The organism is Streptomyces sp. NPDC042336 (assembly GCF_055581985.1).
This window is the reverse complement of record NZ_JBVJEA010000005.1, coordinates 192,060-207,494: the sequence shown is the minus strand read 5'-3', so window position 1 is coordinate 207,494 and position 15,435 is coordinate 192,060. Positions and strand designations below refer to the sequence as shown.

The 15,435-nt window shown below is 72.1% G+C and carries 14 protein-coding genes and 1 tRNA gene; 8 read left to right on the top strand and 7 right to left on the bottom strand.

The window, feature by feature from the left end; genetic code table 11:
• Window positions 1-83 precede the first annotated feature (83 nt).
• From ACZ6IM_RS13785 to ACZ6IM_RS13765, 5 genes are all read right to left on the bottom strand, one after another.
• A complete protein-coding gene (locus ACZ6IM_RS13785; RefSeq protein WP_052839264.1) occupies window positions 84-560 on the bottom strand; it encodes a hypothetical protein in 477 nt (158 codons plus the stop codon).
• A 285-nt stretch (window positions 561-845) separates the two neighbouring features.
• Window positions 846-1,718 (bottom strand): S-methyl-5'-thioadenosine phosphorylase, encoded by an 873-nt coding sequence (locus ACZ6IM_RS13780; RefSeq protein WP_052839265.1) that lies wholly within the window; start codon window positions 1,716-1,718, stop codon window positions 846-848.
• Window positions 1,719-1,820: 102 nt separating this feature from the next.
• Window positions 1,821-2,150 (bottom strand): FmdB family zinc ribbon protein, encoded by a 330-nt coding sequence (locus tag ACZ6IM_RS13775; protein WP_469556641.1) that lies wholly within the window; start codon window positions 2,148-2,150, stop codon window positions 1,821-1,823.
• A 67-nt stretch (window positions 2,151-2,217) separates the two neighbouring features.
• Window positions 2,218-3,483, bottom strand: coding sequence for an MFS transporter (locus tag ACZ6IM_RS13770; protein ID WP_052839267.1), 1,266 nt, complete (start codon window positions 3,481-3,483; stop codon window positions 2,218-2,220).
• A 247-nt stretch (window positions 3,484-3,730) separates the two neighbouring features.
• Complete coding sequence (locus ACZ6IM_RS13765; RefSeq protein ID WP_469556639.1) at window positions 3,731-5,272, bottom strand: potassium/proton antiporter; 1,542 nt, start codon at window positions 5,270-5,272, stop codon at window positions 3,731-3,733.
• Window positions 5,273-5,584: 312 nt separating this feature from the next.
• Between ACZ6IM_RS13765 and ACZ6IM_RS13760 the strand changes: the two genes are divergently transcribed.
• On the top strand, window positions 5,585-8,458 hold the full coding sequence (locus ACZ6IM_RS13760) for a penicillin acylase family protein (RefSeq protein ID WP_469556637.1): 2,874 nt from the start codon (window positions 5,585-5,587) through the stop codon (window positions 8,456-8,458).
• Window positions 8,459-8,526: 68 nt separating this feature from the next.
• Here ACZ6IM_RS13760 and ACZ6IM_RS13755 read toward each other — a convergent pair whose 3' ends face one another.
• A complete protein-coding gene (locus ACZ6IM_RS13755; protein ID WP_469556635.1) occupies window positions 8,527-9,141 on the bottom strand; it encodes a 5-formyltetrahydrofolate cyclo-ligase in 615 nt (204 codons plus the stop codon).
• Between the two features lie 93 nt (window positions 9,142-9,234).
• Between ACZ6IM_RS13755 and galU the strand changes: the two genes are divergently transcribed.
• The 7 genes from galU to ACZ6IM_RS13720 all read left to right on the top strand — a co-directional run bounded on the left by galU (window position 9,235) and on the right by ACZ6IM_RS13720 (window position 14,883).
• A complete protein-coding gene (gene galU, locus ACZ6IM_RS13750; RefSeq protein ID WP_052839270.1) occupies window positions 9,235-10,146 on the top strand; it encodes a UTP--glucose-1-phosphate uridylyltransferase GalU in 912 nt (303 codons plus the stop codon).
• The gene (gene glp / locus ACZ6IM_RS13745; RefSeq protein WP_469556633.1) at window positions 10,143-11,495 is read left to right on the top strand and encodes a molybdotransferase-like divisome protein Glp; all 1,353 of its coding nucleotides are present in this window, start codon (window positions 10,143-10,145) and stop codon (window positions 11,493-11,495) included. The genes galU and glp overlap by 4 nt, the downstream gene beginning before the upstream one ends.
• Before the next feature lie 86 nt (window positions 11,496-11,581).
• The gene (gene moaC / locus ACZ6IM_RS13740) at window positions 11,582-12,094 is read left to right on the top strand and encodes a cyclic pyranopterin monophosphate synthase MoaC (protein WP_052839271.1); all 513 of its coding nucleotides are present in this window, start codon (window positions 11,582-11,584) and stop codon (window positions 12,092-12,094) included.
• Window positions 12,091-12,630, top strand: a complete 540-nt coding sequence (locus ACZ6IM_RS13735; protein ID WP_052839272.1) for a MogA/MoaB family molybdenum cofactor biosynthesis protein — start codon at window positions 12,091-12,093, stop codon at window positions 12,628-12,630. Before moaC ends, ACZ6IM_RS13735 begins: the two co-directional genes overlap by 4 nt.
• On the top strand, window positions 12,627-13,307 hold the full coding sequence (locus tag ACZ6IM_RS13730; RefSeq protein ID WP_052839273.1) for a GNAT family N-acetyltransferase: 681 nt from the start codon (window positions 12,627-12,629) through the stop codon (window positions 13,305-13,307). Before ACZ6IM_RS13735 ends, ACZ6IM_RS13730 begins: the two co-directional genes overlap by 4 nt.
• Window positions 13,308-13,480: 173 nt before the next feature.
• Window positions 13,481-14,758, top strand: coding sequence for a divisome protein SepX/GlpR (sepX, locus tag ACZ6IM_RS13725; protein ID WP_469556631.1), 1,278 nt, complete (start codon window positions 13,481-13,483; stop codon window positions 14,756-14,758).
• 51 nt (window positions 14,759-14,809) lie between these two features.
• Window positions 14,810-14,883 (top strand) — tRNA-Ala (locus ACZ6IM_RS13720).
• Window positions 14,884-14,945: 62 nt separating this feature from the next.
• Here ACZ6IM_RS13720 and ACZ6IM_RS13715 read toward each other — a convergent pair.
• The gene (locus ACZ6IM_RS13715; protein WP_052839275.1) at window positions 14,946-15,431 is read right to left on the bottom strand and encodes a GNAT family N-acetyltransferase; all 486 of its coding nucleotides are present in this window, start codon (window positions 15,429-15,431) and stop codon (window positions 14,946-14,948) included.
• Window positions 15,432-15,435 lie beyond the last annotated feature (4 nt).

Sequence of the window (15,435 nt, the reverse complement as noted above, 5' to 3'; positions counted from 1 at the left end):
GTAGGGACCAAACGCCTCGCAACCTACGACAGCGTTGGGCCGTCCTGTCCAATCCGGTCCCTCGAACGAGCGACTTGACCGGCTCAGCACAGAGTCACCGCCAACCGTTCCGTGGTACCAGCGCCGACCAGCCGGTGGGCGGTGGCGCGCGGCACCGAGACGACGACCAGGGCCCCGCCCGCCGCCGGATCCGCCACGGGCTCCGGCACCTTCGTCACCCGCACGCCGCGCGCGAGCACGGAGGGCCCGCCCGCACCGCCGCCGGTCGCCACGACGTCGACCCGGTCGCCCGGCCTGAGCAGCCGCACCGTGCCCGCGTCGGCGATGCGCACCGGCGCCGCCACGAGCCGGGTGCCGTGCCGCTCGCCCACCGGATCGGCCACCGGGTGGCCGCGGGCCCGCCGCGGGTCCTGCCCGCCGGCTCCCGGATGCGGGCCCGCCGCCACCAGCGCGGCGGCCGTGACGGCGAGCCCGGCGGCCAGGGCACGCCGTCGGTGCGCCAGGAGCCGGTGCAGGGCACTGCGGCCGCCGCGCACCCGCACCGGTGCGAAGTGCGGCACCTCGCAGGTGGGCGGTGCGTCGGTGCCGGGCGGAAGCGGCGAAGCCGGCGAGGGAGGGAACGGCGAAGACCCGGCGGGAGGGAACGAGGAAGACGGGAACGAGGAAGCAGAGGGCAGGGCGGGACGGAACACGGTGACCACCACCTGTGACGAGGGACCGGCTTGCGCTCCCACGATGAGGCTTTCCGCCGGGTCCCACGGAAGCCCGTGGACCACCGACCGGTTGTGGACAACTCCCTCACCGGAACGTGGCGTTCCCCGGCTTCCGGCCCGCCCTCCGCACCCCTACGGCAGCGCGATCCCCGGATCCATCCCGCCCAGTGCCGCCCCGCACGGGCAGTCCCGTTCTCCGGCCGCCGGCAGCGCGGCCACCGCGTCGAACAGCACGCCCCGCAGCCGGTCGACGTTGGCCGCGAACACCCGCAGCACCTCCTCGTGCGAGACACCCTCACCGCTCTCCGCACCGGCGTCGAGGTCGGTCACGAGGGTCAGGGAGGTGTAGCAGAGCTCCAGTTCACGGGCGAGGGCCGCCTCCGGGTGGCCGGTCATGCCCACCACCGACCAGCCCTGCGCCCGGTGCCACAGGGACTCCGCGCGGGTCCCGAAGCGGGGCCCCTCGACCACGACCAGGGTGCCGCCGTCCACGGGTTCCCAGTCCTGCCCCCGGGCGGCCTTCAGCGCGGCGGCCCGTCCGGTGGGGCAGTACGGGTCGGCCAGCGACACGTGCACCACGTTGGGCACCGTGCCGTCGGGCAGCGGCAGCCCGTCGAAGTAGGTCGACGGGCGCGACTTCGTGCGGTCGACGAACTGGTCCGGCACCAGCAGCGTGCCCGGCCCGTACTCGGGGCGCAGGCCGCCGACGGCGCACGGGCCGAAGACCTGGCGCGCGCCCACCGAGCGCAGCGCCCACAGATTGGCGCGATAGTTGATCCGGTGCGGCGGCAGATGATGGCCGCGACCGTGCCGCGGGAGGAAGGCGACCCGCCGGCCGGCGACCTCGCCGAGGAAGAGGGAGTCGCTGGGCGGCCCGTACGGGGTGTCCACCCGGACCTCGGTGACGTCGTCGAGGAACGAGTAGAACCCGGAGCCGCCGATCACGCCGATCTCGGCCTGCACATTCTCGGCCCGCGCGTTCCCGGCCGTCACCTTGTTCGCCATGCCCGCACCCTAACCGCCCCGCGGCACGCCGAGGACCCCGTCGTCGGACGACGACAGGGTCCCGTAAGAAGTGGGTCCCGCGCGGGCGGTGGGAACCGGGTGCTACGCGGCGGTGGAGCCCGCGGAGGAGCTGCCGGAGCTCGACGAGGAGCCGGAGCCCGAGGAGGACGACGACGAGGACGAACCCGAGTCCGAGGACGACGACGAAGACGCGGCCTTCGAGGACGACGACGCCGGCGAGCTGCTCGACGAGCTGCCGCGGCTGTCGTTGCGGTAGAAGCCGGAGCCCTTGAAGACGATGCCGACCGCGGAGAACACCTTCTTCAGGCGGCCCTGGCAGTTCGGGCACTCGGTGAGGGCGTCGTCGGTGAACTTCTGCACCGCCTCGAGGCCCTCGCCGCACTCGGTGCACTGGTACTGGTACGTCGGCACTGTCTTCCTCCTGGCACTCTCACTCGATGAGTGCTAACGACGGTCTATAGTGACCTATTCCTCGGGATCAGTCCACTGCGGCGGGCGCGCGGTGACCGACACCACGTGCGACCGTGCGGCCGTGGGACCGGGGTGCCAGCCGCGAGCGCAGCGCCACCAGGACCGCCAGGGCCAGGACCGTGCCGCCCATCGGCACCAGGAATCCGGCGCCGCCCCACAGCCGGTCCTCCAGCTGTCCGGCGACGGTCACGGCCGCCGCCTGGCCCAGCGCGACGGCGCCCGTCAGCCAGGTGAAGGCCTCGGTGCGGGCGCCCGCCGGGACCAGGCCCTCGACCAGGGTGTAGCCGGTGACGATGGCGGGCGCGACGCACATGCCGACCAGCAGGCCGAGACCCGCAAGGACGAGCACCGAGTGCGCGGCCCACAGGCCGGACGCGGTCAGCGCGAGGGCGGCGTAGCCGACCAGGAGGCGCTGCTGCGGGGCCACCTTCCAGGCGATGGCGCCGCAGGCCAGGCCGGAGATCATGTTGCCCGCCGCGAAGACGCCGTACAGGACACCGTTCAGGCCGGGCTCGCCGATGGACTCGGTGAACGCGGCCAGCGACACCTGCATGCCGCCGAAGACGGAACCGATGCCCAGGAAGGCGACGATCAGCACCCGCACGCCGGGGACCCGCAGCGCGGAAACGTGCTCCACGCGCGCGTGGTCGCCGTCGGTGCCGCCGACCCGCGGCTGGGTGCTCTTCCGCGCGGCGAACAGCAGTCCGCCCACCAGCGTGAGCGCTGCCTCCGTGACCAGGCCCGCGGCGGGGTCGACGGCGGTGCACAGGGCGGTCGCCAGCAGGGGACCGAGGACGAAGGTCAGCTCGTCGGTGACGGACTCGAAGGCGGCCGCGGTGCTCATCAGGGGGGAGTCCGCGAGCCGCGCGGCCCAGCGTGCCCGCACCATGGGCCCGACCTGCGGCACCGAGGCACCGGTGGGCACCGCCGCGAGGAACAGCGCCCACAGGGGCGCGTCCGTGAGCGCGAGGGCGGTCAGGGTCAGGCCGGACGCCGCGTGCACGAGGACCCCGGGCAGCAGGACGGCACGCTGCCCGTAGCGGTCGGCGAGCCGGCCGCTGTACGGGGCGAACACCGCCATGGAGACGCCGGTGACGGCCGCGGCGGCGCCGGCGACGCCGTAGGAGCCGGTGGTGTGCTGCACCAGCAGCACGATGGAGAGCGTGAGCATGGCGAACGGCTGGCGTGCCGCGAAGCCGGGGAGCAGGAACGTCCAGACGCCGCGGGTGCGCAGCAGCTGCCCGTATCCCGGACGGGTGACCGTGGATGCCACGGCCCGTGCCTTTCTGCCGCCTGGTAGCGCGTCCCCGCTTCGTGGTGTCGTCGTGCGGGAGCGCCGAGAGCTGTCCACTTGCGCGGACTGCGGTAGATGCCGGAGCCCGCGTGGATGAGGGGGCGATCCGACCGCCATACGGTCGCGCCAGCTCTGCTTCAGGCAGAGGTGGTTCGATCAGGTGCGGCCTTCATCGTACAGGGGGCGGGACGGGTGCGGCCTGTGAAAGGGAGCACCCGTCATACGGTCACCTGCGATTGCCGCGGGCGTCTTCGGTGTCTCCGGTGCCCAGCCAGCCGGCCAGCTTGCCGCCGTGGCCGACCGCGCGCAGCCGCGCCTCGGCGGCGTCCCGGACGGGGTCCGTGGCGACCACCAGGAGTTCGTCGCCGCGGCGCAGCCCCGTGGTCGGCAGCGGTACGAAGGACGTTCCGTCGCGGACCACGAGGGTGACGGCGGCCCCGGTGGGCAGCCGCAGCTCGCTGACCTCGACGCCGTGCATCCTCGAACCCTCCGGGATCGTCACGGACAGCAGATGTCCGCGCAGCCGCTCCAGGGGCGCCGACTCGATGCCGAGGTCGGCCGCCTCGTCCCCCTTGCCCAGGTGCAGCTTGCGGGCCAGCCACGGCAGCGTCGGGCCCTGCACCAGGGTGTAGACGACGACCAGGACGAAGACGATGTTGAAGATGCGGTGGCTGCCCGCGACGCCCTCCACCATGGGGATCGTCGCCAGGATGATGGGCACCGCGCCGCGCAGTCCGGCCCACGACATCAGGGCCTGCTCCTGCCACGGCACCCGGAAGGGCACCAGGCACAGCACGACGCTCAGCGGGCGCGCCACCATGGTGAGCACCAGCCCGATGACCAGGGCCGGCAGGATGTCGTCGCCCAGCTCGTGCGGGGTGACCAGCAGGCCGAGCAGGACGAACATGCCGATCTGGGCGAGCCAGCCGAGTCCGTCGGCGAAGCCCCGGGTGGCGGGCCAGTGCGGCAGCCGCGCGTTGCCCATGACCATCGAGGCGAGGTAGACGGCAAGGAAGCCGCTGCCGTGGGCCATCGCGCCGGCCGCGTAGGCCGCGATGGCGATCGACATGACGGCGATGGGGTAGAGGCCGGAGGCGGGCAGCGCCACGTGCTTCAGCCCCCACGACCCCAGCCAGCCGACCGCGAGTCCGATGGCCGCGCCGATGGCCAGCTCCAGCGCGATCTCGCCGATGAGCACGTACCAGTGCTCGATCGGTCCCGCCGTGGAGAAGGCGACGACGAGGATGACCACCGGGGCGTCGTTGAAGCCGGACTCGGCTTCCAGCGTGCCCGTTATCCGCTTGGGCAGCGGAATCCGGCGCAGCACGGAGAAGACGGCCGCGGCGTCCGTGGAGGAGACCACGGCTCCGACGATCAGCGCCTGCCGCCACTCCAGACCGGTCAGGTAGTGCGCGCCCGCGGCGGTCACGCCGACGCTCACCGCCACTCCGCCCAGGGCCAGCGCGGAGGCGGCCGGAAGCGCCGGTTTCGCCTCCTTCCACTTCGTGCCGAGTCCGCCCTCGGCCAGGATCACGACGAGGGCGCCGTAGCCGATGACCTGGACCAGTTCGGCGTTGTCGAACTTGATGTCGCCGATGCCGTCCTGGCCCATGGCGACGCCGATGGCCAGGTAGACGAGCAGGCTGGGGAGCCCGCTGCGCGAGGAGATCCGGACCGCCGCCACGGCGATGAGCAGGACGAGCGAGCAGACGAGCAGGAGCTGGTTGAGGTGGTGGACAGTCAGCGGCCGTTCCCTTCCCTGGCGCACAGCGTGAATCACAGCGCGGGCGATCGCGCCCGCTCGGCACGCCAGGCGTGCACCGGCGCATCCCTATGGCACACGAATCAGCCATGCTCTGCGGGCAACTACTTCGTTACCTTACCTAACTCTTGACGCTTTCTTGACGCTCGGCTTGGCAAGATCGAACGCCCGTGCGTTCCTGTACCCGACTCCGCGTCATGGCGGAGCCGGGCCTGCGCCTACAGTTGCTCCAGCGCTCGGCGCTCAGCGCTCGGCGTCCAGCCTCGGTACGAAGCACAGCCCGCCCCTGCCGCTCGTGTTAGGACAGCAAGGACAGCGATGCCCCCCACCACCACCGCCCCCACGGGTCAGCAGCCCGGCACGTCCGCAAGGAAGAAGGGGCGCAAGGGCCGCCTGCTCGTCCTCGTGCTGGTCCTGGCCCTCATCGGCGGCCTCGCCTACGGGGCGTACTGGTCGGTCAGCACCGTCCGCGCGTCCTTCCCGCAGACCAAGGGATCGATCACGCTGGACGGCCTATCGGGGCCGGTCGACGTCAAGCGCGACGGGTACGGCATCCCGCAGGTCTACGCCTCCACCGAGGAGGACCTGTTCATGGCGCAGGGCTACGTCCAGGCCCAGGACCGGTTCTACGAGATGGACGTGCGCCGGCACATGACCGCCGGGCGCCTGTCGGAGATGTTCGGCAAGAGCCAGATCGACAACGACGAGTTCCTGCGCACCATGGGCTGGCACCGGGTGGCGAAGAAGGAGTACGACGAGAAGCTCTCGGACTCCACCAAGAAGTACCTCCAGGCGTACTCCAAGGGCGTCAACGCCTACCTGAAGGGCAAGGACGGCGCGGACATCTCCCTGGAGTACGCGGCCCTCGGGTTCACCAACGACTACAAGCCCCAGGAGTGGACCCCGGTCGACTCGGTGGCCTGGCTGAAGGCGATGGCCTGGGACCTGCGCGGCAACATGCAGGACGAGGTCGACCGCGCGCTGATGACCAGCCGCCTCGGCCCCAAGCAGATCGCCGACCTCTACCCGGCCTACCCGTACGACCGCAACAAGGCGATCGTCCAGGAGGGCCAGTACGACGAGCTGACACAGACGTTCGACGGCGGCGACGGCGGTGCGTCGAGCGGCGGCGACGGCAGCGGCACTGGCACGGGCACCGGTACCGGCACGGGCACCGGTACCGGCACAGGCACGGGTACTGGCACGGGCACGGGTACTGGCACGGGTACTGGCACGGGCACGGGTACTGGCACGGGCACGGGTACCGGCACGGGAGCCGGCTCCGGCAACGCTCTCCAGGGACAACTGGCCGGCCTCCAGGACGTCCTGGACGACGTCCCCACCGCCGTCGGTGTCAACGGCGACGGCATCGGCTCCAACTCGTGGGTCGTCTCCGGCAAGCACACCATCACCGGCAAGCCGCTGCTGGCCAACGACCCGCACCTGTCGCCGTCCCTGCCGTCCGTCTGGTACCAGATGGGCCTGCACTGCCGCACCGTCTCCGACAAGTGCCGCTACGACGTGGCCGGCTACACCTTCGCGGGCATGCCCGGCGTGGTCATCGGCCACAACCAGGAGATCGCCTGGGGCCTGACCAACTCCGGCGCCGACGTCACCGACCTCTACCTGGAGAAGATCACCGGCGAGGGCTACCAGTACGACGGCAAGGTGGTCCCCTTCGAGACGCGCGAGGAGACCATCAAGGTCGCCGGCGGCGACGCGAAGAAGATCGTCGTCCGCGAGACCAACAACGGACCGCTGCTCTCCGACCGCGACGACGAACTGGTGAAGACCGGCAAGAAGGCCACCGTCGACAGCTCCGCCCCCGACCGCGGCGACGGCTACGGCGTCGCCCTGCGCTGGACGGCGCTTGAGGCGGGCACCACCATGGACGCCGTCTTCGCGATCGACCGGGCGCAGAACTGGGACGACTTCCGCGAGGCCGCCACCCTGTTCGACGTGCCCTCGCAGAACCTGGTCTACGCCGACAGCGAGCACATCGGCTACACGCTGCCCGGCCGGATCCCGGTGCGCGCCGAGGACCACGACGGCTCGGTCCCGGCGCCGGGCTGGAGCTCCAAGTACCGCTGGACCGGCGAGTACATCGACCAGGACGAGCTGCCCTACGAGTACGACCCGGACCGCGGCTACATCGTGACCGCCAACCAGGCCGTCGTCGACAAGGACGAGTACCCGTACACGCTCACCACGGACTGGGGCTACGGCGCCCGCAGCCAGCGCATCACCTCCCTGATCGAGCAGAAGATCAAGGACGGCGGCAAGATCTCCACCGACGACATGCGCCAGATGCAGCTGGACAACAGCAGCGAGATGGCCAAGCTGCTGGTGCCCCAGCTGCTGAAGATCGACATCGCCGACAAGGACGTCCGCGAGGCGCAGAAGCTGCTGGAGGGCTGGGACTACACCCAGGACGCCGACTCGGCCGCCGCCGCGTACTTCAACGCGGTCTGGCGCAACATCCTCAAGCTCGCCTTCGGCAACAAGCTGCCCAAGGAGCTGCGGGTCGAGGGCCAGTGCCTGTGGGTCGACCCGGTCAACACCACCGGCCCGGCGGACGAGACCGACAAGGTCCGCGAGTGCGGCCAGCGCGACGCCGACCAGGCGCAGCCGGACGGCGGCGACCGCTGGTTCGAGGTGGTCCGCACGCTGATGGAGAAGCCCAAGAGCGACTGGTGGACGACGCCCGCCTCGGGCACCCGCAAGGGCGCCGACCACAACCGCGACGACCTGTTCAAGCGCGCCATGACCGACGCCCGCTGGGAGCTGACCGCCAAGCTCGGCAAGGACATCGACAGCTGGAACTGGGGCCGGCTGCACCGACTGTTCCTGAAGAACCAGACCCTGGGCACCGAGGGCCCCGGCTTCCTGAAGTACGCCCTCAACCGCGGCCCCTGGAAGCTCAGCGGCGGTGAGGCGGCGGTCAACGCCTCCGGCTGGAACGCGGCCGGCGGCTACGGGGTGATCTGGGTGCCGTCCATGCGGATGGTGGTCAACCTCGGGGACCTCGACAAGTCCCGCTGGATCAACCTCAGCGGCGCCTCCGGACACGCCTACAGCGCCCACTACACCGACCAGACCGACAAGTGGGCGAACGGCGAGCTGCTGCCGTGGTCCTTCTCCAGGAAGGCCGTCGACGAGAGCACGAGCGACACGCTGGTGCTCAAGCCGTAGCCCCGCACCCGTCGCACGAGAACGGCCTCCACGCGCGCGTGGAGGCCGTTTCCCGTCAGCAGGGCCCGTCAGCGGAACCTGCGCACCCCCGACGGCGTCACCACCGCGTCCACCGGCCGGTCGTGCGGCTGGGCGGGGACGTGCGCGACGACCTCGCGGTCGTACAGCATCACCAGCAGCGCGGGACGCGCGCCCGCCGCCTCCAGACGCGCCAGCACCCGGTCGTACGAGCCGCCGCCGCGCCCCAGGCGCAGGCCGCGGCCGTCCACCGCGACCCCCGGCAGCAGCACGACGTCCGCCCGCGTCACCGCGTCGGGACCCAGCCGCTCACCGGCGGGCTCGAACAGCTCCATCCGCCCGCCGTGCCGCACGCGCGCGAGGGAGCCCGCTCCGGTGTACTCGCCCCAGTCCAGGTCGTTGTCCGGCAGCAGCGCGGGCAGCAGGACACGCACCCCCCGCGCGCGCAGCGCGTCCAGGAGCGCGAGGGTGCCCGGCTCGGCGCCCACGGAGACGTACGCCGCCACGGCGCGCGCCCCCGCCACCTCCGGCAGCCCGAGCGCCCGCCCGGCCAGCGCCTCGGCGGCTTCCCGCACGTCGTCCGGCGTCAGCCTGTTCCTCGCCGCGAGGAAATCCCGCCGCAACGTCCGCTTGTCAGGTTCGCCCACAGGGCCGAGATGAGACATCGGTGACTCCCGTACCGCGCTAATGCGCTCATATGAGCGCCTATGATCCCGAGTCACAGATTCTCCCTATAGGCACCGGATATGGTGGCGCGCATGACTCAGTCCCACCCCAGGATCAGCAAGGCTGTCATCCCAGCAGCCGGTCTCGGTACCCGGTTCCTGCCGGCCACCAAGGCCACTCCCAAGGAGATGCTGCCGGTCGTCGACAAGCCGGCGATCCAGTACGTGGTCGAAGAGGCCGTGGCCGCGGGCCTCGGCGACGTCCTCATGGTCACGGGCCGCAACAAGCGCCCCCTGGAGGACCACTTCGACCGCAACTACGAACTGGAGTCCGCCCTCCAGAAGAAGGGCGACGCGGGGCGCCTGGCCAAGGTCCAGGAATCCAGCGACCTCGCGATGATGCACTACGTCCGCCAGGGCGACCCCAAGGGCCTCGGCCACGCCGTGCTGTGCGCCGCCCCGCACGTCGGCCACGAGCCCTTCGCGGTCCTGCTCGGCGACGACCTCATCGACCCGCGCGACCCGCTGCTCCAGCGCATGATCGACGTCCAGGAGCAGTACGGCGGCAGTGTGATCGCCCTCATGGAGGTCGCGCCGGAGCAGATCCACCTCTACGGCTGCGCGGCCGTGGAGAGCACCGCGGACAGCGACGTCGTGAAGGTCGGGGGACTGGTCGAGAAGCCGGACCCGGCCGACGCCCCGTCCAACTACGCCATCATCGGCCGTTACGTCCTCGACCCGCACATCTTCGACATACTCCGCAAGACCGAGCCCGGCCGCGGCGGCGAGATCCAGCTGACCGACGCCCTCCAGCAGCTCGCCGAGGACGAGTCAGTGGGCGGCCCGGTGCACGGCGTCGTCTTCAAGGGCCGCCGCTATGACACCGGCGACCGCGGCGACTACCTGCGTGCCATTGTCAGACTCGCATGCGAACGTGAAGACCTGGGCCCGGACTTCCGGACCTGGCTTCGCAGTTACGTGGCCGAGGAGATGCAAGGACGTTGAGCAGCAGCGCGCACCGTGAAACGGGACACGACCACGCCGCCACGGCCGGTTCCGGCCCGGACCGGCTGTGGTCGGTCCAGGAGCACTTGGACGACGTCCTCGCCACCGTCCGCCCCCTGGACCCCATCGAGCTGAACCTGCTCGACGCCCAGGGGTGCGTCCTGGTCGACGACATCACGGTGCCGCTGTCCCTGCCGCCGTTCGACAACAGCTCCATGGACGGGTACGCGGTGCGGGTCACCGACGTCGCGGGCGCCAGCGAGGAGTTCCCCGCCGTCCTGGAGGTCGTCGGGGACGTCGCCGCCGGCCAGACCGACCCGGTCGCCGTGGGCCCCGGCCAGGCCGCCCGGATCATGACCGGAGCACCGCTCCCGCCCGGCGCCGAGGCCGTCATCCCCGTGGAGTGGACCGACGGCGGGCTCGGCGAGGGCCCGGTGGCCGGCATGCGGGCCCGCAGCCTGGCCCCGGAGGGCGCCGAGGGCCACGTCCACGTGTACCGGCCGGCCGAGGCGCGCGCGCACGTGCGCGCGCAGGGCAGCGACGTCCGCTCCGGCGACCGCGCCCTCACGGCCGGTACGGTCCTCGGCCCGCCGCAGATCGGCCTGCTCGCCGCGATCGGCCGGGGCACCGTACGGGTGCGCCCGCGCCCGCGCGTGGTGGTGCTCTCCACCGGCAGCGAACTGGTCCAGCCCGACGAGCAGCTGGCGTCCGGTCAGATCTACGACTCCAACAGCTTCGCCCTCACCGCGGCCGCCCGCGACGCCGGAGCCATCGCCTACCGCGTGGGCGCGGTCGCCGACGACGCCGAGACCCTGCGGTCCACCATCGAGGACCAACTGGTGCGCGCCGACCTGATGGTCACCACCGGCGGCGTGAGCGTCGGGGCGTACGACGTGGTCAAGGAGGCGCTGGCGCACGTCGGCGACGAGGACGAGCCGGGTGGCGGCGTGGACTTCCGCAAGCTCGCCATGCAGCCCGGCAAGCCCCAGGGCTTCGGCTCGATCGGCCCCGACCACACCCCGCTGCTCGCCCTGCCAGGCAACCCGGTGTCGTCGTACGTCTCCTTCGAGCTGTTCGTGCGCCCGGCGATCCGCACCCTCATGGGCCTGCCCGACGTCCACCGTCCGACGGTCACCGCGTCCCTGGCCGCCGGCAAGGCACTGACCTCGCCGAAGGGCCGCCGCCAGTTCCTGCGGGGCAGCCACGCCGACGGATCGGTCACCCCGGTCGGCGGCTCCGGCTCCCACCTCGTCGCCGCCCTCGCGCACGCGAACGCGCTGATCGTCGTCCCCGAGGACACCGAGTCCGTCGAGCCCGGCACCGAGGTCGAGGTGGTCCTGCTCGGCTGACCGGGCCCCGATGGCGGTACCGTGTCGCGCACAGCAGGCCCACGCACCGCACCGCGCCGGGCCAGGACCGGGAGCGCCACACAAGCATGAGTACGCAGGACCGACCGCCCAGGAGCGGACAGGACCCGCAAGGCCGGCTGACGCACATCGACGAGGCGGGCGCCGCCCGGATGGTCGACGTGTCCGGCAAGGACGTGACCGCGCGCACCGCGCGCGCCAGTGGGCGCGTCCTCGTCGCGCCCCGCGTCGTCGAGCTGCTGCGCGGCGAGGGTGTGCCGAAGGGCGACGCCCTGGCCACCGCCCGGATCGCCGGCATCATGGGCGCCAAACGCACTCCCGACCTGATCCCCTTGTGTCACCCGTTGTCGGTCTCCGGTGTGAAACTGGACCTGTCGGTCACGGACGACGCCGTGGAGATCACCGCCACGGTGAAGACGACGGATCGCACGGGCGTCGAGATGGAGGCGCTCACCGCGGTCTCCGTCGCCGCGCTCACCGTGGTCGACATGGTCAAGGCGGTCGACAAGGGAGCGGTCATCACGGACGTGCGGGTGGAGCAGAAGACGGGCGGCAAGTCCGGCGACTGGAACCGGTCATGACGCCGGACGACTCCGGGGGCGGCGCCCTGCCGGGCCCGTACGCCGCCCTGGTAGTCACGGCGTCCAACCGGGCCGCCGCCGGTGTCTACGAGGACAAGGGCGGACCGCTGATCGCCGAGGGGCTGCGCCGGTTCGGCTTCGCCGTCGACGGCCCCCGGGTCGTCCCCGACGGCGACCCCGTGGAAGCCGCCCTCCGCGCGGGCGCCGACGCGGACTACGACGTGATCGTCACCACCGGCGGCACCGGCATCTCGCCCACCGACCGCACCCCCGAGGCGACCCGGGCGGTGATCGACTACGAGGTGCCGGGCATCGCGGAGGCGATCCGGGCGTACGGCCGGGACAAGGTGCCGACCGCGGTGCTCTCCAGGGGGCTGGCCGGAGTGGCCGGCGGGACGCTGATCGTCAACCTGCCGGGCTCCTCCGGCGGGGTGAAGGACGGCCTCGCCGTGCTGGAGCCGCTGCTGAAGCACGCCGTGGACCAGCTCCGCGGCGGCGACCACCCGAGACCCGCCAGCGGTGGGGGTGCGAGCTGAACAGCCCGTCATGGCCCGTCGAGCTGAGGGACGGCGACATCGTCCTGAGGCCGATAAGGCTGCGCGACCAGCGGACCTGGCGCGAGGTCAACCGGCGCAACCGGGACTGGCTGCGCCCGTGGGAGGCCACCATTCCGCCGCCCGGACCCGGCGGCCCGATCGCGCACCGGCCGACCTACCGCCAGATGGTGCGGCACCTGAGGTCGGAGGCCCACGCGGGCCGGATGCTGCCGTTCGTCATCGAGTACCAGGGGCGGCTGGTCGGCCAGTTGACGGTGGCCGGCATCACCTGGGGCTCGATGTGCTCCGGCCACGTCGGTTACTGGGTGGACGAGGCGGTGGCCGGCCGCGGCGTGATGCCGACGGCCGTGGCGATGGCCGTGGACCACTGTTTCCGCACCGTCGGACTGCATCGGGTCGAGGTCTGTATTCGCCCCGAGAACGCGCCCAGCCGCCGCGTCGTGGAGAAACTCGGATTCCGTGAGGAAGGTCTCAGGCCGCGATATCTGCACATCGACGGAGCCTGGCGGGACCACCTCGTCTTCGCGCTCACCGCGGAAGAGGTCCCCGAGGGGCTCCTGCGGCGATGGCACCGGTCACGGCAGCGCAGTACACCGAACGCCGGGAACAGCGGCTCCACCGGCTCCAGCGGCAACGCCGGCAACCCTGGGAATTGAATAAACGTTCGAAATTGATCGAGTCGCGACCATCCGGAAGCGGATAATTTCGCGGTCCTGGCAGTCGGCTGATCGGATCGATCACAAGAAAAGTTCGAAATATCAGCCAGATCGTGCGACACACCGGCTCAATTGGCGGATGGCCTCACGCAAACCCCTCTACCGTGTGAGGCGTGAGCAGCAGCGGCCTCATCTACGCAGTCATCGTCGGGGCCTGGGCCGCCTACTTGGTGCCGATGTGGCTCCGTAGGCAGGACGAGCTGAACGAGGCCCGTCCGACGGAACGCTTCAGCACCGCCATCCGGCTCCTGTCCGGACGGGCGGGCATGGAGCGCCGGTACGCCAAGGACCTGCGGTCGCGCTCCGCCGACGAGGCGGAGCCCGACGCCGACGCCCCGGACGCCGTCACCGACTCGGTGGACGTCCGGGCCTTCGCCGTGTCCAGGACCCGACGGCACACCCGGCCGGGCCTGCCGCGGCAGACGGCGGAGCGGCCCGAGACGGCGCGCCCGCAGCCGGGCGTACCCGAGCGCAGCCCGAGACCCGGGCAGTCCCCGGAACCCGCCGAGTCCACCGGCACCGGCGCGGCACCGGCGCGGGCACGGGTGCCGCAGGCCCGGCGCGCGCCCGTCTCGCCGGAGGCCGCGGCACGGGCCCGGCGCAGCAAGGTGCTGGCACGCCGTCGGCGTACGACCGTGATGCTGTTCCTGGCCTTCACGCTCGGCACGGTCGTCGCGGCGGTCGGCGGACTCGCGTTCCTGTGGGCGCCCGGAGTGCCCGCGGTGCTGCTCAGCGCCTACATCGCCCACCTGCGCGCACAGGAGCGCCGTCGCTTCGCCTTCCAGATGGACCGGCGCCAGGCGGAGGCCGCCGCACAGCGCCTGCGGGACCGCGACCCCCGCCCGCGTCGGCGCGGGCCCGTCCCCTCCGCCCCCGGCACCGTCGGCGACCTCGACACCGAGGAGCCGGACGAGGGGCCCGACGCGGAGCCCGGCGCCGGAATGTCGGCGCTGGCCGCGGACCGGCGGGCGCTGGTCGAGCAGACCGACCACGCCGAGTGGGTCGACCAGCAGCGCGAACGCCGAGGGCGCCCGCAGGGCGACAGCTGGGACCCGGTCCCGGTGCCCCTGCCCACCTACGTGACCGCTCCAGTCGCCCCCCGCGCCACGCCCGACGTGGACCTCGGGGCGCCGGACGCGTGGAGTTCGGCCCGCTCCAGTGCCGTCGCGCCCGACCGGGAGGACGCCGCCCAGGCCCCCGCTGCGGACCGGGAGCGTCCGGCCGCCGGTGCCGACGAGCGTCCGGCCGCGCAGGCCGAGGAGCGTCCGGAGGCCCCGGGCCGCAGCGACGCCCGCCGCGCCGCGTCGGCCCGCCGGGCCAGGGAGCGGGGCCGCACACCGCTCTTCGACCAGTACGACGACGGCGACCGCCCCCGCGCGGCCAACGAGTAGAAGCGATTTTTGAGCAGGCCGGGCGGGGTGCTAGAGTTTCACTCGTTGCAAGGGCCTGTGGCGCAGTCCGGTAGCGCACCTCGTTCGCATCGAGGGGGCCAGGGGTTCAAATCCCCTCAGGTCCACGCACATTGACGAAGGTCCCGTCCGATCTCACGATCGGGCGGGACCTTCGCTGTTTCCCGTCCTACGGGACCTGGAGCGCCTTCGCGTAGCAGAGGCTGTCCTCGTGGAAGCGGTAGTAGCCGAACTTCGCGCACGGCTCGTAGCCGCTGGACGTGTACAGGGCCACGGCCTCCGGCTGCTTCGTGCCGGTCTCCAGCACCATCCGGGCCCGGCCCGCCGCGCGGGCGTCCTCCTCCAGTGCGGCCAGGATGCGGCGGGCCAGCCCGCGCCCGCGCATCTGCTCGATCACGAACATCCGCTTGAGCTCGGCGTCCCCGTCGAGGTTGCCCTCGTCGTTGGCGTCCTGGCTGCGCCAGCCGCCGGAGGCGACCGGGACGTCGTTCTCGTCGTACGCGATCAGGTACTGGCCGTTCGGCGGCGCGAAGTCCGAGGGGTCCAGGTGCGTGGCGTCGCCGCCGTCGCCGTAGCGGACGTCGTACTCGGCCTGGACCTCGTCGTTGAGCTTCACGGCGTCGGGGTGGTCGAAGGGGACCCGGCGTATGTTCATGCTT